General features: G+C 70.6%; 18 protein-coding genes. 12 read left to right on the plus strand and 6 right to left on the minus strand.

Features of this window, described 5'->3' with window-relative positions:
- Nucleotides 1-30 precede the first annotated feature (30 nt).
- Together ACFZDJ_RS31740 and ACFZDJ_RS31745 are read right to left on the minus strand one after the other, a co-directional pair.
- A complete protein-coding gene (locus ACFZDJ_RS31740; RefSeq protein WP_391063955.1) occupies nt 31-1,032 on the minus strand; it encodes a M48 family metalloprotease in 1,002 nt (333 codons plus the stop codon).
- A gap of 18 nt (nt 1,033-1,050) precedes the next feature.
- On the minus strand, nt 1,051-1,464 hold the full coding sequence (locus tag ACFZDJ_RS31745; protein ID WP_360263257.1) for a BlaI/MecI/CopY family transcriptional regulator: 414 nt from the start codon (nt 1,462-1,464) through the stop codon (nt 1,051-1,053).
- Between the two features lie 141 nt (nt 1,465-1,605).
- On the opposite strand from ACFZDJ_RS31745, the gene ACFZDJ_RS31750 reads away from it, so the two are divergent.
- The 3 genes from ACFZDJ_RS31750 (at nt 1,606) to ACFZDJ_RS31760 (ending at nt 4,820) form a co-directional block, all read left to right on the plus strand.
- Entirely contained in the window at nt 1,606-2,442 is an 837-nt protein-coding gene (locus tag ACFZDJ_RS31750) for an undecaprenyl-diphosphate phosphatase (RefSeq protein WP_391063958.1), read from the plus strand.
- A gap of 180 nt (nt 2,443-2,622) precedes the next feature.
- Nucleotides 2,623-4,074 (plus strand): glycosyltransferase, encoded by a 1,452-nt coding sequence (locus ACFZDJ_RS31755; protein WP_390934863.1) that lies wholly within the window; start codon nt 2,623-2,625, stop codon nt 4,072-4,074.
- Nucleotides 4,071-4,820: a polysaccharide deacetylase family protein gene (locus ACFZDJ_RS31760; protein ID WP_390934864.1), complete on the plus strand. Its 750-nt coding sequence runs from the start codon at nt 4,071-4,073 to the stop codon at nt 4,818-4,820. Before ACFZDJ_RS31755 ends, ACFZDJ_RS31760 begins: the two co-directional genes overlap by 4 nt.
- Before the next feature lie 29 nt (nt 4,821-4,849).
- Here ACFZDJ_RS31760 and ACFZDJ_RS31765 read toward each other — a convergent pair whose 3' ends face one another.
- Together ACFZDJ_RS31765 and ACFZDJ_RS31770 are read right to left on the minus strand one after the other, a co-directional pair.
- Nucleotides 4,850-5,527 carry a class F sortase gene (locus ACFZDJ_RS31765; protein WP_391063960.1) on the minus strand — a complete coding sequence of 226 codons (678 nt, stop codon included), beginning with the start codon at nt 5,525-5,527 and terminating at the stop codon, nt 4,850-4,852.
- Between the two features lie 139 nt (nt 5,528-5,666).
- Nucleotides 5,667-6,566: a hypothetical protein gene (locus tag ACFZDJ_RS31770; protein ID WP_390934866.1), complete on the minus strand. Its 900-nt coding sequence runs from the start codon at nt 6,564-6,566 to the stop codon at nt 5,667-5,669.
- Nucleotides 6,567-6,945: 379 nt separating this feature from the next.
- On the opposite strand from ACFZDJ_RS31770, the gene ACFZDJ_RS31775 reads away from it, so the two are divergent.
- A complete protein-coding gene (locus tag ACFZDJ_RS31775; RefSeq protein ID WP_391063963.1) occupies nt 6,946-8,760 on the plus strand; it encodes an amino acid permease in 1,815 nt (604 codons plus the stop codon).
- Nucleotides 8,761-8,858: 98 nt separating this feature from the next.
- On the opposite strand, the gene ACFZDJ_RS31780 is transcribed toward ACFZDJ_RS31775, so the two are convergent.
- Complete coding sequence (locus ACFZDJ_RS31780; RefSeq protein WP_391063965.1) at nt 8,859-9,398, minus strand: universal stress protein; 540 nt, start codon at nt 9,396-9,398, stop codon at nt 8,859-8,861.
- A 239-nt stretch (nt 9,399-9,637) separates the two neighbouring features.
- Here ACFZDJ_RS31780 and ACFZDJ_RS31785 point away from each other — a divergent pair, with 239 nt between their 5' ends.
- Nucleotides 9,638-10,735, plus strand: a complete 1,098-nt coding sequence (locus tag ACFZDJ_RS31785; protein WP_391063968.1) for a CorA family divalent cation transporter — start codon at nt 9,638-9,640, stop codon at nt 10,733-10,735.
- A 111-nt stretch (nt 10,736-10,846) separates the two neighbouring features.
- Here the strand turns inward: ACFZDJ_RS31785 and ACFZDJ_RS31790 are convergent, their stop codons facing one another.
- The gene (locus tag ACFZDJ_RS31790) at nt 10,847-11,284 is read right to left on the minus strand and encodes a hypothetical protein (protein WP_003974483.1); all 438 of its coding nucleotides are present in this window, start codon (nt 11,282-11,284) and stop codon (nt 10,847-10,849) included.
- A 409-nt stretch (nt 11,285-11,693) separates the two neighbouring features.
- Between ACFZDJ_RS31790 and hemL the strand changes: the two genes are divergently transcribed.
- From hemL to ccsB, 7 genes are all read left to right on the plus strand, one after another.
- Nucleotides 11,694-13,010 carry a glutamate-1-semialdehyde 2,1-aminomutase gene (gene hemL / locus ACFZDJ_RS31795; protein ID WP_168510099.1) on the plus strand — a complete coding sequence of 439 codons (1,317 nt, stop codon included), beginning with the start codon at nt 11,694-11,696 and terminating at the stop codon, nt 13,008-13,010.
- 23 nt (nt 13,011-13,033) lie between these two features.
- Nucleotides 13,034-13,744 (plus strand): histidine phosphatase family protein, encoded by a 711-nt coding sequence (locus ACFZDJ_RS31800; protein WP_391064341.1) that lies wholly within the window; start codon nt 13,034-13,036, stop codon nt 13,742-13,744.
- Between the two features lie 174 nt (nt 13,745-13,918).
- A complete protein-coding gene (locus ACFZDJ_RS31805) occupies nt 13,919-15,250 on the plus strand; it encodes a hypothetical protein (RefSeq protein ID WP_390934870.1) in 1,332 nt (443 codons plus the stop codon).
- A gap of 66 nt (nt 15,251-15,316) precedes the next feature.
- Nucleotides 15,317-15,940 carry a TlpA disulfide reductase family protein gene (locus ACFZDJ_RS31810; RefSeq protein ID WP_101400006.1) on the plus strand — a complete coding sequence of 208 codons (624 nt, stop codon included), beginning with the start codon at nt 15,317-15,319 and terminating at the stop codon, nt 15,938-15,940.
- Nucleotides 15,937-16,719, plus strand: a complete 783-nt coding sequence (locus ACFZDJ_RS31815; protein WP_168494436.1) for a cytochrome c biogenesis CcdA family protein — start codon at nt 15,937-15,939, stop codon at nt 16,717-16,719. The genes ACFZDJ_RS31810 and ACFZDJ_RS31815 overlap by 4 nt, the downstream gene beginning before the upstream one ends.
- Nucleotides 16,720-16,722: 3 nt before the next feature.
- Entirely contained in the window at nt 16,723-18,540 is a 1,818-nt protein-coding gene (locus ACFZDJ_RS31820; RefSeq protein WP_391063971.1) for a cytochrome c biogenesis protein ResB, read from the plus strand.
- Nucleotides 18,537-19,649, plus strand: coding sequence for a c-type cytochrome biogenesis protein CcsB (ccsB, locus tag ACFZDJ_RS31825; protein ID WP_391063974.1), 1,113 nt, complete (start codon nt 18,537-18,539; stop codon nt 19,647-19,649). The genes ACFZDJ_RS31820 and ccsB overlap by 4 nt, the downstream gene beginning before the upstream one ends.
- Nucleotides 19,650-19,669: the final 20 nt, after the last annotated feature.

Raw genomic sequence — 19,669 nt, forward strand, 5'->3', positions numbered from 1 at the left:
GGGCCGGCGTGTTTCCGTCATGTCGGAGCCTCAGTGCACGGGAGCGGTGTCGTGCGGGCCGTCCAGGTCGACGTGATGCGGCCCGTGGTGGTGCTCGACGCCGACCACTTCCAGTAGGGCGTCCAGGTCATGAGCGGCCGCGGCGGTCGACATGACGGTGAGGGCCAGGCACGCCATCGTGACGAGGGCGAGTCCGGGACGGCGGGCGAGGGGTGGGGCGAGGAGGGCGGCGACCCGGCGGGGGACCGGGCCCGCGCCGGCGAGCGGGCCCCGGCGGCCGAGGACGCCGCGGAAGCCGAGGGTGGACAGGCGGGGGGCAGGGGCGCCGTGGGCGGCCAGGGCCGCCTTGCCGACCGCGCGGGCGACCCGGCGGCGGTCACCGGTGGCGCGGGCGGCCTGTTCGTCGGCCCAGCGTTCCACGGTGTAAGTGACGGCGGTGGCGAAGGGCCGCAGGAGGGGGTTGGCGGCGGCGCCCAGGCCGGCCAGGGCCACGAACAGGTAGTGGTGGGCGGCGAGATGAGCGCGCTCGTGGGCGAGCAGGATGTCGTGCTCGGCCTTGTCCAGGGTCCGCAGCATGCCGGTGGAGACGACGACCCGCCCGGGCAGCCCCGGCAGCGCGTATGCGTCCGGCGCCTCGTCCTCGACGATGACGAGCCCGTCCGGCGTGGGCATGCACGCGGCGTCCCAGATGGCGGAGGCGATGGAGCGGGCCCGGCGCCACAGCATCCGCGCCGCGGTCAGCAGCGCGCCGCCGAGCAGGAGGCCGGCGAGGAGTGCGACCGGCGGTTCGGCGGGGTCGTTGATCTGCGCGGTGCGGGCCGACCAGTGGCCGAGGCCGGCGAGGAACGGGACGTCTATCAGGCCGGTGATCGCCAGTAGTCCCAGCGAGATGACGGTCGCCGCGCCCAGGATCAGCGCGGAGGCGGTGAGCAGCCAGGTGGCCAGGCGCGGTTCGCAGCGTTCGGAGAGCGGGCGGGCGCCGAGGGGCGCGATCACGGACAGCAGCAGCGGCAGATAGACGGCGATACGCATCCGGGCGGGCTCCTTGTCCTACCGGTCGGGGTCCGCGTCGGGTCCCAGCAGGTGGCGCAGCAGGTCCGCGTCGGTGTCGGACAGGCTGTCGGCGAAGCGGGCGAGGACCGCCTCGCGGTCGGGGCGCTCCTCCAGGACGGTGCGCATCCGGCGGGCGGCGAACCCGGGGTCGTCGGTGACGGGCGCGTAGGCGTACGCCCGTCCGCGCCGGGTGCGGGTGAGCAGTTGCTTGGTGTGCATCCGGGTGAGGATCGTGACCACGCTGCTGTACGTCAGCTCGCCCCCGAGCCGTTCGGCGACCTCACCCGGGGTGAGCGCGGCCTCGGCCCGCTGGAGTACGCCGAGGATCTCGGACTCCCGCTCGCCGTTGGCCCTCTTGGAGCCCCGAGCCTGTGAATCGCCTGAATCGCGGCCCATGGGTTTGTCGTTCACCCGTCCATCTTCTACAGTCGTGTAAAACTTGACCTTCTACGGCGGTGTAAATGCTGCCGTGGTCCGAGTCTGCCATGTGTCGCCGTGCGCCCGTGCCCCGGGGGACACGTGCTCGTCCTGTTCACCGCAGAGATGGATCCCATGAGTGCTATCAGCGTCGGCCAGGCCGTCGTACTCGGAGTCGTCGAGGGAGTGACCGAGTTCCTCCCCGTCTCCTCCACCGGCCACCTCAAGATCACCGAGGGGCTGATGAACATCCCGGTCGACGACACGGCCGTGGTCGGCTTCACCGCCGTCATCCAGGTCGGCGCGATCGCCGCCGTACTCGTGTACTTCTTCAAGGACATCGTGCGGATCGTCTCGGCGTGGGGCCGGGGACTGCGCGACCGCGAGGAACGGCAGCACCACGACTACAAGTTCGCGTGGTGGGTCATCTACGCCACCATCCCGATCGTGATCGTGGGCCTCGCCGCCAAGCCGCTCATCGACGGGGCGCTCGGCTCCCTGTGGGTGGTCGCCGTCTCGCTGATCGTCGGCAGTGGCGCGATGTGGGCGGCGGACCAGATGGGGCGCCACAAGCGCGGCGAGGACGACACCACCTTCAAGGACGCGATGCTGGTCGGCTGTTCGCAGATCCTCGCGCTGCTCTTCCCGGGCTTCTCGCGCTCCGGCGCCACGATGTCCACCGCGCTCGTCCTCGACCTGGACCGGGTCGCCGCCACCCGGCTCTCCTTCTTCCTCGGCATCCCCGCCCTCACCGGCGCCGGTCTGTACGAGCTGAAGGACGCCGTCGGCGCGGGGGTGGGCGTCGTACCGCTGGCCGTCGGCACCGCCGTCTCCTTCGTCGTCGCCTACGGGTCGATCGCCTGGTTGCTGAAGTTCGTCGCGAAGCACTCCTTCAACGCCTTCGTGATCTACAGGATTGTCGTCGGCGTGCTGCTTCTCGGGCTGCTGGGCTCGGGAGCGCTCCACGCCTGAGGACTCAACGCCTGAACTCTCGACGCCTGAATGCTCAGTACCTGACCGCCGAGCCGGTCGGCGCCGCCGACGCCGGTGGCGGCGACCTCGGTCACCCCTGTGTTTGTTTTCTTCGCCTTTGTTCCGGCGAGTCGGTGACGTCCCCCGTCATGCCCTCACCACTCTGGAGGCTGATCCGCTGTGCCCCACTCCGACAGTCCCACCCGCATCACCGTCATCTCCGCGAGTATGGGGGCCGGGCACGACGGCGCCGCCACCGAACTCACCCGCCACCTCACGGCGGCGGGCTTCCTCGTCGACCGCCACGACTTCCTCGACCTGCTGCCCGCCCGCATCGGCAAGCTCCTCTCCGGCGCCTACCTCCGGCTGCTGACCTGGGCCCCCGCGGGCTACCAGCGCATCTACGCCGCCACCGAGCACGAACGACGCCCCAACCCCGCCGTACGGGCCCTGCTGCGCGGCGCCGAACGCCGCACCCTCGCCACCGTCACCCCCGACACCCGCGCGGTCGTCTCGACCTACCCCGGAGCCAGCCAGGTCCTCGGCGCCCTGCGGCTGCGCGGCCGGCTCGCGATACCGGCCCTGACCTACCTCACCGACTTCTCCGTCCACTCCCTGTGGGTGGCGCCCGGCATCGACGCCCACCTCGCCGCCCACGCGATACCCGCCGCCCAGGCGCACGAGCAGGGCGCGGCGGGCGTCACCGTGACCGGCCCGATGACCGACCCGCGCTTCACCCCCGCCGACGAGGGCGAACGGCGTGCCGCCCGCACCCGCTTCGGCCTCCCCCAGGACACCTCGCTCGCCCTGCTGGTCGCGGGCTCGTGGGGAGTCGGGCCCGTCCGGGAGGCCGCCGCCGAGATCCTCGACACCGGGGTCGCGCTGCCGGTCGTGGTCTGCGGACGCAATCACGCGCTGGCCGAACGGCTGCGCGCGGACGGCATCGCCCATGTGCACGGCTGGGTGGACGACATGCCCGGCCTGATGCACGCGTGCGACGCCCTCGTTCAGAACGCGGGCGGGCTCACCTCGCTGGAGGCGCTCGCGGGCGGACTCCCGGTCGTCAGCTACCGCTGCATACCCGGGCACGGCCAGACCAACGCCGCCGCGCTCGACGAGGCGGGCCTCGCCCCCTGGATCCGCGAGCCGGACCAGTTGGCGCCGACCCTGACCGAACTCCTCCACGGTCCGCGCGGCCGGGCGCAGCGCGAGGCGGGCCTGGCCCTGTTCACCGCGGCCCCCGGTCCCGTACCGGCGGTCACGGCGATGGCCCGCGGCCCGCTGTCCGCCGTACGCCCGGGACGTCAGGGTTCCTCCGTACGCCCGGGACGTCAGGGTTCCTCGACCGCGGTACCGGCCGGGACGCCGGACCTGTCCGCAGCCCTCATACCGTCCCAGCGCCGTCCGGTCGACGCGTCGACCGCCGTAACGGCCGACGCGCCGCGCCTTCCCGCCGCCGCGCGGTTCGCCGCCAGGTCACGGCGGGCCCGGCGCCGTACGGTCCTCATGGTCGCCGCCGTCGCGGCCACCCTCTCCCTCGGTATCGGCGCCCCGCTCGCCTACGCCTACGGGGAGTCCCCCGGCCACCACTTCGGTGCGCTCACCCACTACCTGGAGGACGACGACCGATGAGGTCAGACCCGGGCCAGTTGGCCCGTAGCGTCCGGCGGGCCGGGGCGATCGCCCTGCCCGCGCTCGCCGCCGCGCACGCCGCGCCGGTGATCTCCACCTTCGGCCCGCTCCGCAACCGGGCCATGCCCCGCCTCGCCGGCCGCGGCCGCCCCGACCATGTCGCGCTCACCTTCGACGACGGGCCCGACCACCTCTCCACCCCGCACTTCCTGCGACTGCTGGACGCCCGGGGCATCCGGGCGACCTTCTTCCTGCTGGGCTCGATGCTGGCCCGCTCGCCCGGCCTGGCCAAGGAGATGGCCGCCGCCGGGCACGAGATCGGCATCCACGGCTGGCACCACCGCCCCCTGCTGCTGCGCGGCCCGCGCGCCACGTACGACGACCTCGCCCGGGCCCGCGACGCCGTCGCCGACGTCACCGGCCGCCCGCCCACGCTGTTCCGGCCGCCGTACGGGGTGATGAACACCGCCGCCCACCTCACCTGCCGCCGCCTCGGGCTGACCCCGACGCTGTGGACGGCCTGGGGCGAGGACTGGCGCAAACGGGCCACCCCGGACTCCGTCCACCGCACCGTCACCCGCGATCTGTCCGGCGGCGGCACCATCCTGCTGCACGACTCCGACTGCACCTCGGCCCCGGACTCCTGGCGCACCACCCTCGCCGCCCTGCCCCGCGTCCTCGACACCTGTGAGACGCACGGCTGGCGCATCGGGCCCCTGCGCGAGCACGGAGTCCCGGGCCTCTGACACGTCACCGGCCGTGCCGACACGTGCAGTCAGACGAGGTGGGCGAAGACCACCAGGTTCTCGGTGTAGTCCTTCGCCGAATGGTCGTAGTCGCCGGCGCAGGTGATCAGCCGGACCTCGGCGTCGCGGGTGTCGGCGTACACGCGCTTGTCGGGGAAGTCGTCCTTCGCGAACGTGTCGGCGCTGTCGACCACGAAGGTGGCGTCACGCCCGTCGGCCCTCTTCACGGTGAACTGGTCCCCCTCCCCCAACTCCCTGAGGTCGGCGAAGACGGCCGCGGAGGTGGTCGTGTCGACGTGACCGGCGATGATCGCGGCCCCCGGCTCACCGGGGGACACGCCCTTGGAGTACCAGCCGACCAGGTTCGTGTCGTCGGCGGTCGGAGGCTGGAGCTTGCCCGCGGCGTCGACGGCCAGTTCGGTGAACGGGGCGTCCACGTCGATCTTCGGGATGAGCAGCCGCGTCGGCTCGGACCGCGGCAGATGCTTGCCCGCCGGCCGGGCCGCGGACGACGGTGCGAGGCCCGCCACGGCATGGGGCTTGGCCGAGGGGTCGAACGGGTCGGAGGGCTTGCCATGGCCGCCGAACAGGCTCAGCGCCAGGACCAGGATTCCGACGCACCACACGAACAACGGCACGCCGGGCCGCGGGCCCTGGAGCGGCGTCACGGACTGTGGCTCGACAGGGGAGGACAACCGGGATGCCATCGGGCACCACCTCACTGGAACACGTACGGAACAACTCACTGGACTACGGCGGCGGAGCCGGCGCGGCACGGGGGCAACCAGCCGGGCCGCCACGCTGTGCGCAGGAGGCGGCCCGGGCTGCTATGTCGTCAGGCATGGATCAGGACAGGCCGTCCGCCGCACGCCTGCGGCGCACCACGTAGACACCCGCACCGGCGAGAGCCAGGACCGCCAGCCCACCGGCCGTCGTACCCGTAGTGGCGAGCGCACCGCCACCCGTGTGCATGCCGCCTCGGGGCTTGTCGCGCTCCGAGTCCGAGTCGTCCTTGCCGCGGCCGGAACCCGAGTCGTCGTTGCCCTTGTCGCCCTTATCGCCCTTGTCGCCCTTGTCCTTGTAGGTCTCCGGGTCGAACTTCTCGTCGTCCTTGTTCCAGTCGTCGCTGCGCACGGCGCTGAGGGCGCCGCCGCCGGTGTGCACGCCGCCTCGGGGTCCGCGGCGCTCGGAGCCGGAGTCGTCGCCCTTGCCGTGGTCGGAGCCGCCCTTCTTGCCGTGTTCGGAGTCCGACGAGTCGCCCTTGCCACGGTCGGAGCCCGAGTCGCTCTTGCCGTGGTCGGAGCCGGAGTCGTCCCTGCTCGAGTCGTCGCCGCGTACGGCGCTGAGGGCGCCGCCGCCGGTGTGCACGCCGCCTCGGGGTCCGCGGTGCTCGGAGCCGGAGTCGTCGCCCTTGCCGTGGTCGGAGCCGCCCTTCTTGCCGTGTTCGGAGTCCGACGAGTCGCTCTTGCCACGGTCGGAGCCGGAGTCGCTCTTGCCGTGGTCGGAGCCCGAGTCGCTCTTGCCGCGGTCGGAGCCGGAGTCGTCCCTGCTCGAGTCGTCACCGCGCACGGCGGTCAGGGCTCCGCCACCCGCGTGCACCCCCCCGTTCGGCTTGTCGTGCTCCTTGCTGTAGGAAGAGTCGTCGTGGCCCCCGTCACCTGCCGTGGCGGCGAGGGCACCTGGTGCGCCGATCGCGAGGGCGGCCGTGGCCGTCGCGGTGGCGAGGAGCATGCGGGCAGATCGCATCTTCGGAGTCCTTCCGTCGCAGCCAGGCAGCTGACACTGCGTCAGCTCGTGAGAACCCGACCCCGACGTGATCCACCGTCAATCCGCTGGGCCCCGCGCACCACTCGAGCCGCTCACCTGGCGCACCCCCGAGGCCGCGTCCACCCGGCCCATTCGGCCAACCGATGACCCGTCAGACTCCACTGACCTGCTGTTTCACCAGGGACGAGCGGCCGTACCCCCGCCCGCACCGCGCCTCGGGTACTACCCGATCGGCGGCAACACGACTGCGCGCCCCGCACCTTCGGTCCGCCGCGGCCCTGGCGCGTCCTTGCCCCTCCACACCGCACCACGCCAGTCACACTGACCTCAGACACCCCCACCCCCCGCGAGGTCCCCCATGGCGTACGGCCTGGCCCGCCGCGAACTGCGGCCGAGAGTTCCGCTGCGCCACGGGGAGGGCGACAAGTACCACCTGACCAGCGTCGAGGGGCTCGCCGCGCTCTCCCTGGACGCGCTGAGCTCGGTGGCGTACGGACCCGAGGCGATCGTGCTCGTACTGATCGCCGCCGGAACGGGCGCGCTGTCCGCCACGCTGCCGGTGACGCTCGTCATCGCCGGACTGCTGGCGGTGCTCGTCGTGTCGTACGGACAGGTGATCGCCGTGCATCCGGACGGCGGCGGCGCGTACGCGGTGGGGAAGAAGGATCTCGGACCGACCGTCAGCCTGCTCGCGGCGGCCAGCCTGGTCGTGGACTACGTGCTGACCGTGACGGTCAGTCTGGCGGCGGGCGCGGCCAGCCTCGCCTCCGCGTTCCCGGTGCTCGGCTCGCACCTGCTCGCGATCTGCCTGATCGGGCTCGCCCTGCTCACGGCCGTGAACCTGCGCGGTGTGGCCGACAGCGCGCGGGTGCTGATGCTGCCCACCGTGCTGTTCATCGTGAGCATCCTCGGCATCGTCGTGCTCGGCCTGGTGCGAGGTCATCCCGTGGCGGTCGTCGGCACCGACCAGCCCGTCCACGCCACCGAGGCGTTGAGCGTCCTGCTGCTCCTCAAGGCGTTCTCCTCCGGCTGCTCCGCGCTCACCGGAGTCGAGGCCATCGCCAACGGCGTGCCCTCCTTCCGCGAGCCGCGCGTCAAACGCGCCCAGCGCACGGAGCTGATGCTCGGCGCCCTGCTCGGTCTGATGCTCATCGGCATGGCCCTGCTGATCCGCCGTGACCATGTCGCCCCGCGCGGCGGCGTGACCGTACTCGCGCAGCTGACGGCGGGCGCGTACGGGACGGGATGGCCGTACTACGCCACCAACCTCATCGTCACCCTGGCCCTCGCCTTCGCCGCGAACACCAGCTTCGGCGGACTGCCCGTCCTGATGAGCCTGCTCGCCAAGGACCACCGGCTGCCGCACCTGTTCGGGCTGCGCACGGAACGGCCGGTGTACCGCTGGGGCGTGGTGACCCTCGCCCTGCTCGCGGCCGTGCTCCTGATCGCCGTGAACGCCGACACCCACCGGATGATCCCGCTCTTCGCGATCGGCGTGTTCATCGGCTTCACCATCAGTCAGACCGGTCTCGTACGGCACTGGGCCGGGCAGCGTCCGCGCGGCTGGCTGCGGCGCGCGGTCCTCAACGGGGTCGGCGCGGTACTGACCGCCGTGGCGGGCGTCGTCCTGCTCACCACCAAGTTCCTGGAAGGGGCCTGGGTGGTGGTCGTCGCCATCCCGCTGCTGATGCTGCTGTTCGACCGCGTCCAGCGCTACTACACGACCGTCGGCCGGGAACTCGGACTCGGCGAGGTCCCGCCGCCCGTGCACGTCGGCGACTCCCTCGTCATCGTGCCGGTGGGCGAGGTCAGCAGACTCACCCAGCACGCGCTGTCGGCCGCCCGCGCCCTCGGCCACGAGGTGGTCGCGGTCGCCGTGCACGCCGACCCGGTCAAGGTCCGTGCCCTCAGGGAGAGTTGGGACCGCTGGAACCCGGGTGTACGCCTGGACGTCGTCGACAGCCCGCAGCGCTCGCTCGTGGAACCGATCGTCGACTACGTCCGCAGGGCGGAGGAGGGAGGACGTCAGATCGCCGTCCTCATCCCCGAGGTGGAGCCCCTCCACCGCCGCTATCAGATCCTGCAGAACCAGCGAGGTCTGCTCCTCGCCGCCACGCTGCGGGCCCGTACGGACGTGGTCGTCTGCCTGGTGCCGTACCGGCTCAGCCTCTGAACGGCCGCCGGGGCCGGAGCCTGATCCCGAAGAGGGTCCTACAGCCCACCTACGGCCCCGGACCCGTAACGCGTCCCTGACGCGGGAGCCTCGGTCGCTCAGGACCTGTCCTCGGTCAGCTCCCGCGCGTCGAGCGGCAGCCACAGCCGGATGCGGCGGTGCACCGAGGCGAGCTCGCGGGACAGGGGCGAGGGCGGCAGGGCCAGCACCGGGCAGACGGCGTGCGCGAGGCAGTACCGGGCGACGGACGGGAACAGCGACCGGTGCAGTCTTCCTCGGCACCCCGGGCCCACCACCAGCAGGTCGTCGGCCCGGTCGGCGGTCTCGACCAGCGCCCGCCCCGGTGTGCCCCGCACGACAAGACCCCGGTACGGGACCCCGGGCCCCGCGTCGCCGAAGGCGGTGTCGAGTGCGGCGAGCAGCCGCCTGCCCGCGTCCCGCCGGAGCGTGGCCATCGGCAGTGGACCGAGCGCACCGCGGTGGGCGAAGTCACCACCGGGCGGCTCCCAGGCGATCACGACCAGCAGCTCGGCTCCGCCGCGCCGGGCCTCGGCGGCGGCCCGGCGCAGGGCCGCCAGGCTCCCCGGCGAACCGCTCACTCCGGCGACCACGCGCGGTCCCCGCTCTTCCTCGCTCATCGCTCGCGCACTCCTCGACGTCGGTCCACACACGTACCCGTCCGCCATCGAAGGGCCGCGGAACGGCGGCGGACCGACGCCTTGGCGCGGGTCTGACGGCGCGGGTGTGATTCCTGACACCCCCTTGACACCGCGGGGCCGGGCGCGGGGCGCACGCTCGAACCGGGCTCTGACGTCGGTCTTACCCCTTGCTGGCACACTGGCCGTCCGTTCCGGGAAATCCGGGGAAGGAGCACCGCATGTCGATGGTCGGCAACCTGCGCAAAGTCGCCCGTCTGGCACGCGGCGGACGCCGGGTGGACCTGAGCCACCCCGCCCGCTCCCCGCTCGGCTCCGCCGTCGTCAACTGCGTGATCTACCGCGACGGCGTCCGCCAGGAGGCCGCGCCCAGCGTCGAGGAGTCCGTCGCCCGGGTCCGCAAACGCGGCGGCCAGGGCTTCGTCTGGCTGGGGCTGCACGAGCCCACCGAGACGGAGTTCGCCCGGGTCGCCGAACTGTTCGGCCTGCACCCGCTCGCCGTCGAGGACGCGGTCCACGCCCACCAGCGCCCCAAGGTCGAGCAGTACGGCGACGTCCTGTTCGCCGTCTTCAAGACGGTCTCCTACGTCGAACACGCCGAACTGACCGCCACCAGCGAGGTCGTGAACACCGGCGAGATCATGGTCTTCGCAGGCCCCGACTTCGTGGTGACCGTGCGGCACGGACGGCACGGCTCCCTCGGCCCCCTGCGCGAGGACCTGGAGGCCGAGCCGGAGCAGCTGGCCAAGGGCCCGGCCGCGGTGCTGCACGCCATCGCCGACCACGTCGTGGACGACTACCTGACCGTCACGGACGCCGTCCAGGACGACATCGACCAGGTGGAGACGTCCGTCTTCTCACCCCGCGGTGCCAAGGGCGCCGACGCCGGCCGCATGTACCAGCTCAAGCGCGAACTCCTCGAACTCAAACGCGCGGTGGTCCCCCTCGGCCGCCCTCTCCACATCCTGGCGACCGAGCCGATGCGCCTCATCGCCCCCGAGATACAGGCGTACTTCCGTGACGTCGCCGACCACCTGTCCCGGGTCACCGAACAGATCACCGCCTTCGACAGCCTCCTCGACTCCATCCTCCAGGCCCACCTCGCCCAGGTCTCCGTCGCCCAGAACGAGGACATGCGCAAGATCACGGCCTGGGCCGCGATCGTCGCCGTACCGACGATGGTGTGCGGCGTCTACGGCATGAACTTCGACCACATGCCCGAACTCCACTGGCGCTTCGGCTACTCCTTGGCCCTCACGGTGATCGCCGCGGCGTGCTTCGTCATCCACCGGGGGTTCAAGCGCAACGGCTGGCTGTGACCGTGGCCACGTCCGGGACATGCTCCAGGGGCGCGGCTCTTCGTGGGGGAGACGGCTCAGGCGCCCCGGGCGAGACCCGAAAGTCCCGCCCGTGTCATGGAGAACCGGAGATCAGGGCCACACCAGGCAGTACGGCTGATGCCCCGCCTCGTGCAGACGATGGCTGAAATCCTGCCATTCGTGGAGAAGCTGGTACACGTTGAAGGCGTCCCGCGGGCCTCCGCGGTCCGGGACCGTCGACCAGATGAAGGCCGCCGCGCCGACCGCCTCCTCGCCGATGCCCCGGAGGGGGTCGACGACGGTCATGGGGAGCTTCACGACCGCGTAGTCGGGGTGGAGGACGACCAGTTCCAGGGGCGGGACCTTGTGGAGAGGGACGCCCTCGATGCCGGTGAGGACCATCGCGGCCATGGTCTCCGGCTTGATCTTGGTGAACATGCCGTTCATGCCGAGCTCGTCGCCGCCGAGTTCCTCGGGGCGCATCGAGATCGGCACGCGGGCCGCCGTCGCACCGTCCGGCGCGCCGAAGTATTTGTAGGTCACCCCCACCCGGCCACCATTCCCGCTTCCTGCCCTGAGCCGGTCTGCCCCGCGGTCCGTGTAGTCCATACCGTCCATACGGCCCGACGAGTCGATCCGCTCAGGATCGTTCTGTGATCCTTGCGACCCGGGTGATCCGGGAGATCCGGGAGAGCCCGGCGACCCCTGCGTCTGTCGTGCCTCGGCCGCTTCCTCCGCCTCGCGCCGGTGCCTTCCCCGCCGGGCACGCCGAGGACCGAGGTCATCGGTCCCCTCGCCCAGTCCGCCACCGCGATGCATATCTCCACCCGACTGCTTTTCTAAGGCGCGCGACCCCCGCCACGCAACCCGATCATCGTGACAGTGACCTCCCCCACGGCCGCACGCCGAAACGTACGCTGAAACACCTGTCCGCAGGATCTTCGCAGCCTCTGACACCATGGCCCGTGTGAGCTATCCGTACGAAGCCCCAGTTTCGCAGACTCTTTTCGACCGTGCGGCTGCCGTCACGCCCGGCGGCGTGAACTCTCCGGTGCGCGCGTTCCGCGCCGTGGGCGGTACGCCCCGCTTCATGGTGTCCGGAAACGGTCCATACCTGACCGATGCCGACGGGAGGGAATACGTCGACCTCGTGTGTTCATGGGGGCCGATGATCCTCGGGCACGCGCATCCCGACGTCATCGGCGCCGTCCAGGAGGCCGTCGCTCGCGGCACCTCCTTCGGCACTCCCGGTGAGGGCGAGGTCGCGCTCGCCGAGGAGATCGTCGCCCGCGTCGAGCCCGTCGAGCAGGTCCGGCTCGTCTCCAGCGGGACCGAGGCGACCATGTCCGCCATCCGGCTCGCCCGCGGGTTCACCCGGCGGTCGAAGGTGATCAAGTTCGCCGGGTGTTATCACGGGCACGTCGACTCGCTGCTGGCGTCGGCCGGGAGCGGGGTGGCCACCTTCGCGCTGCCCGACACCCCCGGTGTCACCGGCGCCCAGGCCGCCGACACGATCGTCCTGCCCTACAACGACCTCGAAGCCGTGAACGAGGCCTTCCACGCGCACCCCGGTGAGATCGCCTGTGTGATCACCGAGGCCTCGCCGGGCAACATGGGCGTCGTACCGCCCCGGCCCGGGTTCAACCAGGGACTCAAGGACGCCTGCGCGCGCAACGGCGCCCTGTTCATCTCCGACGAGGTCATGACCGGATTCCGGACCAGCAAGGCCGGTTGGTACGGGATTGACGGAGTACGTCCCGATCTCATGACCTTCGGGAAGGTCATGGGCGGAGGATTCCCCGCCGCCGCCTTCGGTGGCCGCAAGGACGTCATGGAGCACCTGGCTCCCGCGGGGCCCGTCTACCAGGCCGGCACGCTCTCCGGCAACCCCGTCGCGACCGCCGCCGGGCTCGCCCAGCTGCGGCTGCTCGACGACGCCGCGTACGACAAGGTCGACGCCGTCTCCGAGCAGATCCGCGGGCTGGTCACGGAGGCGCTGAGCAAGGAGGGCGTGGCGCACCGGCTGCAGAACGCCTCCAACATGTTCTCGGTCTTCTTCACCGGGCGTGAGGTGCGCGACTACGAGGGCGCGAAGGCGCAGGAGTCCTTCCGGTTCTCCGCGTTCTTCCACTCGATGCTGGCGCAGGGCGTCTATCTGCCCCCGTCGTCCTTCGAGTCGTGGTTCGTGTCCACGGCCCACGACGAGCGGGCCATTCAGCGGATCGCCGACGCCCTTCCGGCGGCGGCCCGGGCAGCGGCGGAGGCCACGGCATGAGCCAGGAACAGACGCAGGGTCAGATGCGGGATCAGACGCAGGATCAGACGCAGGGCCGGAATCAGGACATCACGGTCGTGCATCTCATGCGGCACGGCGAGGTCGCCAACCCGGACGGGGTGCTCTACGGGCGGCTGCCCGGCTACCACCTGTCCGAGCTCGGGCGGCAGATGGCCGAGCGGGTCGCCGAGCACCTGGCGCCGCGGGACGTCACGCATGTCGTCGCCTCGCCGCTGGAGCGGGCGCAGGAGACCGCGACGCCCATCGCGAAGGCGCACGGGCTCGACCTCGACACCGACGGGCGGCTGATCGAGGCCGAGAACGTGTTCCAGGGGAAGACCTTCGGCGTGGGGGACGGGGCGCTGCGGCGGCCCGAGAACTGGAAGCACCTCGTCAACCCGTTCAAGCCGTCCTGGGGCGAGCCGTACGTCGATCAGGTCGTACGGATGATGGGGGCGCTGGACGCCGCCAAGGACGCGGCCCGCGGGCATGAAGCGGTGCTGGTCAGCCACCAGTTGCCGATCTGGATCGTGCGGTCCTTCGTGGAGAAGCGGCGGTTGTGGCACGACCCGCGCAAGCGGCAGTGCACGCTGGCGTCCCTGACGACCTTCACCTACCGCGGCGACAAGATCGTGTCCGTGGGGTACAGCGAGCCCGCCAGGGATCTCGTCCCCGCCCATCTCCTCGCGGGCGCCAAGCCGGTGAAGGGGAAGGGCAAGGCGTTCGGGGCGTAGAGCGCCGATTTCCGTACACCTTGGCGCAAAGTGTTCGTATTCGTCGTTACCCGAGTTGTTCTTCGTAAAATATGATCAATGTTGCGCGTGCGAAGGAACCTATCTGCTTGTCGTGCCCTCTCATTGTGTGTCAGCTGGGAGCCAGCTGAGAGGGCGCGATGAGATGGGGACCGAATGCGGGACATCAGCCGGCGGGGAATGATCGGCCTCGGGGCGGGTGCCGCGGCGGCGATGGGACTCGCGGCGTGCGGCACCGACCAACAGGACGGTCAGGGCGGGGGCGGTGGTTCCCGGTCGGGCAAGCCCGGTCCGTCGGGCGAGTCCAGCGCCTCCTCGAACCCCGGCCGCCCGATAGGCGACGGCTCCACCTCCTTCACGGGCAAACAGCCGCACCAGCCCGCGAAGCCGGTTCCTCTGGAGCCCGGTCAGACCCCTCCGCAGTTCGTGGTCTTCTCCTGGGACGGCGCGGGTGAGGTCGGGACCGGTCTCTTCTCCCGCTTCCTCGGGCTCGCCCGCGAGCACGAGGCGCACATGACCTTCTTCCTCTCCGGGCTGTACCTCCTGCCCGAGTCGAAGAAGCGCAAGTACCTGCCGCCGAACAACCCACGGGGCGCCTCCGACATCGGCTATCTCTCCGACGACCACGTCAAGTCGACGCTCGGGCTCGTCCGGCAGGCCTGGCTCGACGGCCACGAGATAGGCACGCACTTCAACGGCCACTTCTGCTCCGGCCACGGCACCGTCGGCAACTGGACGCCGGCGCAGTGGCGCAGTGAGATCGACCAGGCCAAGTCCTTCGTCAAGGAGTGGCGGACCAACACGGGCTGGACCGATCTGCCCTCGCTGCCCTTCGACTACGAGAAGGAACTCGTCGGTGGGCGCACCCCCTGTCTGCTCGGCCAGAACAACCTGCTGCCCACCGCCAAGGAGCTCGGCTGGCGCTACGACGCCTCCTCGCCCGGCGGCCGCCAGGTCTGGCCGCAGAAGCGGCACGGACTGTGGGACCTGCCCCTCCAGGCGATCCCCTTCCCGGGGCGCAGCTTCGAGGTGCTGTCCATGGACTACAACATGCTGGCCAACCAGTCGATCAACTCGACGAAGGCGCCCGCGCACAACTACCCGGCGTGGCGGCAGCAGGCGGGCGAGGCGTACGTCGCCGGATTCCGGCGGGCCTACGAGAGCAACCGGGCGCCCTTCTTCATCGGCAACCACTTCGAGCACTGGAACGGCGGCATCTACATGGACGCCGTCGAGTACGCCTTCAAGCACATCGCCCGGGAGAAGGAGAAGGGCGAGGACGTCCGCCTCGTCTCCTTCCGGCAGTACGTGGACTGGATGGACGTACAGAAGCCCGAGATCCTGGCCAAGCTGCGGACGTTGGACGTGGGACAGCGGCCCGCGGGTGGCTGGAAGACGTTCCTCGGCGACACCGGCAAGGGGGCTGGTACCGGTACTGGGACGGGTACTGGGACGGGTACTTCCAAGGGGTCCGGGGACACCGCCTGAAATGGTGTTTTCCGCCCGCGAGGGGGGTGCGGAAGATCCTCGAATCGGGCATGCGAAACTTTTCACATGAGTGCCGCCTGCCGCGCCGAACAGCGCTCGAACCGCACCCGTAGCCGCGCCGCCCTGCTCACCACCGGGGCCGCCGTCGCCGCGCTTGTCCTGTCCGCGTGCGGTTCGGGCGGGACGTCCGGGGGCTCGGGCAACAGCAACTTCGTGGCGGGCAAGGACGGCATCTCGACCGTCGCCAAGGGTTCCCGGGTCGAGGCCCCCGACCTCTCCGGCCCGACCGTGGACGGCAAGCAGCTCGACGTCAAGGACTACAAGGGCAAGGTCGTCGTCCTGAACGTGTGGGGCTCCTGGTGCCCGCCGTGCCGTGCCGAAGCCCCGAACTTCGCCAAGGTCGCCAAGGACACCGCGGCGCAGGGCGTGCAGTTCGTCGGCATCAACACCCGTGACGCCAACGTCAGTCTGGCCCAGGCGTTCGAGAAGCAGCACGGCGTCAACTTCCCCAGCCTCTACGACCCCACGGGCAAGCTGCTGCTCCGCTTCAAGAAGGGCACGCTGAACCTGCAGACGATCCCCTCCACGATCGTCATCGACCGGGACGGGAAGGTCGCGGCCCGTACGCTGCAGGCCCTCAGCGAGGACAAGCTCCGCGAGATGCTCGACCCCGTCCTCGCGGAGAAGTGACCGACGTGTCCCTTCTCGCCGCGTCCACGAACCTCGCCGCGTCGTCCGACACCGTCGTCAGCGGTGCCCTGGTGCTCGCCCTGCCGATCGCCGTCCTCGGCGGGCTCGTCTCCTTCTTCTCGCCGTGCGTGCTGCCGCTCGTCCCCGGCTATCTGTCGTACGTGACCGGTGTCACCGGCACGGATCTGGCGGAGGCCAGACGGGGGCGGATGGTTGCGGGCGCCAGCCTGTTCGTGGTGGGCTTCACCGCCGTGTTCGTCTCCGGCGGGGCGCTGTTCGGCTACTTCGGGTCGACCCTCCAGGAGTACCAGAGCACGCTCAGCAAGATCCTCGGCGTACTGATGATCGCGATGGGCGTGTTCTTCATGGGGATGATGCCCTGGCTCACGCAGCGCGAGTTCCGCTTCCACAAGCGGCCGGTGACCGGCCTGGTCGGTGCTCCGATACTCGGCGCGCTCTTCGGCATCGGCTGGACGCCCTGCCTGGGACCGACGCTCTCCTCCATCAATTTTCTCTCCATGAACCAGGCGAGCGCGGGCCGCGGCGCCATACTGACCGTCGCGTACTGCGTCGGTCTTGGAGTGCCCTTCGTCCTCGCCGCCGTCGCCTTCCGCAAGGCGCTCGGCGCCTTCGCCTGGGTCAAGCGGCACTACGCGTGGGTGATGCGGATCGGCGGCGGCATGATGATCGCGACCGGCCTGCTCCTGCTCACCGGTGCCTGGGACAGCATCGTGCAGCAGATGCAGACCTGGTCCAACGGCTTCACGGTAGGGATCTGATCGATGAGCACGACCGACACCGACACCGGCACGGGCAGGACGAAGGACCCGGCGGCCGCCAAGCGGCACATCGGGGTGAGCGCCGACGGCGAACTCGGCGAAGCCGGATCCCAGCTGTCCACCGCGCCGGTCGACACGGCCGTGCCCGGCTCCTTCGGCGGGTCCCGCGCGCCCGGCGCCCTGGGCGGGCTGACCTGGACCGGCCGTGAGGTCGTCGGCTGGGCCCGCTGGTTCTGGCGGCAGCTGACGTCGATGCGGGTCGCCCTGATCCTGCTCTTCCTGCTGTCGCTCGGGGCGATCCCCGGCTCGCTGATCCCGCAGTCCGGGACCGACGCCCAGAAGGTGGCGGACTTCAAGGACGCGCACAGCATCCTCGGGCCCGTCTACGACAAGCTCGGCCTGTTCCACGTCTACAGCTCGGTGTGGTTCTCCGCGATCTACATCCTGCTGTTCGTCTCGCTCATCGGCTGCATCGTGCCGCGCACCTGGCAGTTCGTCGGGCAGCTGCGCGGCCGTCCGCCGGGCGCCCCCAAGCGGCTGAACCGGCTGCCCGCGTACGCGACCTGGCGCACCGGGGCCGAGCCGGAGCAGGTCCGCGAGGCCGCCCTCAAGATCCTCAAGCAGCGACGCTTCCGGGCGCACATCGAGAAGGACGCCGTCGCCGCCGAGAAGGGCTACCTCCGCGAGACCGGCAACCTGCTCTTCCACATCGCGCTGATCGTGATGCTGGTCGCCTTCGCCTGGGGCCAGCTCTTCAAGTCCGAGGGCAACAAGCTGATCGTCGAGGGCGACGGGTTCTCCAACACGATCTCGCAGTACGACGACTTCAAGTCCGGCAACCTCTTCAGCACCGACGACCTCACGCCGTTCAGCTTCAACCTCAAGAAGTTCACCGGCACCTACGAGCGGACCGGCCCCAACAAGGGCACCCCCCGCACGTACCAGGCGGCCATCACCTACAGCATCGGCGCGTACGGCAAGGAGAAGAAGACCACCGTCAAGGTCAACGAGCCGCTGAGGATCGGCGACTCGAAGGTCTATCTCACCGCCCACGGTTACGCGCCGGTCGTCACCGTCCGGGACGGCAAGGGCAACGTCGTCTACCACGACGCCGTGCCGATGCTGCCGCTCGACTCGAACGTCACCTCGCAGGGCGCGATCAAGGTCATGGACGGCTACAAGAACGCGCAGGGGACGACCGAACAGCTCGGTTTCTCCGCCTTCTTCGTGCCGACCTTCGCGGGTGCGGGCAAGGGCGACATGTTCTCCCAGTTCCCCGCGCTCGACTTCCCCGTGCTCGCGCTGTCCGGGTACCACGGCAGCCTGGGTGTCGACGCGGGCATCCCGCAGAACGTGTACCAGCTCGACACCTCGAAGATGAAGCAGTTCAAGGACGAGAAGGGCAACATCGTCAAGGCGCGCCTGCTGCCCGGCGAGACGATGAAGCTGCCGAACGGCGCCGGCTCCATCACCTTCGACAAGGGCATCAAGGAGTGGGCGAACTTCCAGGTCACCCAGCAGCCCGGCAGTGACTGGGCGCTGATCGGTGCCTTCACCGCGATCTTCGGGCTCGCCGGTTCGCTCTTCATCCAGCGTCGCCGCGTGTGGGTGCGGGCGACCACCGGGGCCGACGGCGTCACCGTCGTCGAGATGGCGGGCCTCGGCCGCAGCGAGTCCGCGAAGCTCCCCGAAGAACTGGGGGACCTGGCCGCCCTTGTGCACGACCAGGCGCCCACCCAGCCCGACACAGACGAAGCCGCAGTCGAAACCGACCCCGACGCCGAACCCTCCGTACCTGCCGCCGAAGGGGCTGAGAAGTGACTCTCGCCACCGCAACCGACCTGGGTGCCGTGACCGATCTGGCCACGGCCACCAACGAACACCTCGCCAACATCAGCAACACGCTGATCTACTCCGCGATGGCCGTCTACACCCTGGCCTTCTTCGCGTACATCGCCGAGTGGATCTTCGGCAGCCGCAGCAAGGTCGCCCGTACGGCCGCCGCGCTCACCACCGCCGAGAAGGCGGAGGCCCCCGCGGTCACCGTGCAGTCGGCGGGCGGTACGGCCGTCCTGGAGCGGCCGAAGGTCGTCACCCGGTCGGCGGCCGGCGCCCGTGACGTGCCCGACGGGCCCGGCGCACACGGCGGGGACGAGCAGGGCGACCTCTACGGCCGGATCGCGGTGTCCCTCACCGTGCTCGCCTGGGCCGTCGAGGCGGCCGGTGTCGTCGCCCGCGCGCTGTCGGTGCAGCGGGCGCCGTGGGGCAACATGTACGAGTTCAACATCACCTTCTCCACGGTCGCCGTCGCCGTGTACCTGGCGATGCTGGCGCTGAAGAAGAACATCCGCTGGCTGGGTCTGCCCCTGGTCACCACGGTCCTCCTCGACCTCGGCCTCGCGGTCACCGTGCTCTACACGGCGAGCGACCAGCTGGTGCCCGCGCTCCACTCGTACTGGCTGTACATCCACGTCTCGACCGCGATCTTCTGCGGCGCCGTCTTCTACGTGGGCGCGGTCGGCACCCTGATGTACCTCTTCAAGGACTCGTACGAGAACAAGCTCGCCACCGGCGGCCAGCCGGGCCGCTTCGCCACCTCCGTCATGGAGCGGCTGCCCTCCTCGGCCTCCCTCGACAAGTTCTCCTACCGCGTCAACGCCGCCGTCTTCCCGCTGTGGACCTTCACGATCATCGCGGGCGCCATCTGGGCGGGCGACGCGTGGGGCCGCTACTGGGGCTGGGACCCCAAGGAGACCTGGGCGTTCATCACCTGGGTCGCCTACGCCTGCTACCTCCACGCCCGCGCCACGGCCGGCTGGAAGGGCCGCAAGGCCGCGTACATCGCCCTGATCGCCTTCGCCTGCTTCCTCTTCAACTACTACGGAGTCAACATCTTCGTCTCCGGCAAGCACTCCTACGCGGGCGTCTAGCCTTCGGCGCGTGCGGAACG

This window comes from Streptomyces sp. NPDC007896, assembly GCF_042959425.1.
GTDB lineage: Bacteria > Actinomycetota > Actinomycetes > Streptomycetales > Streptomycetaceae > Streptomyces.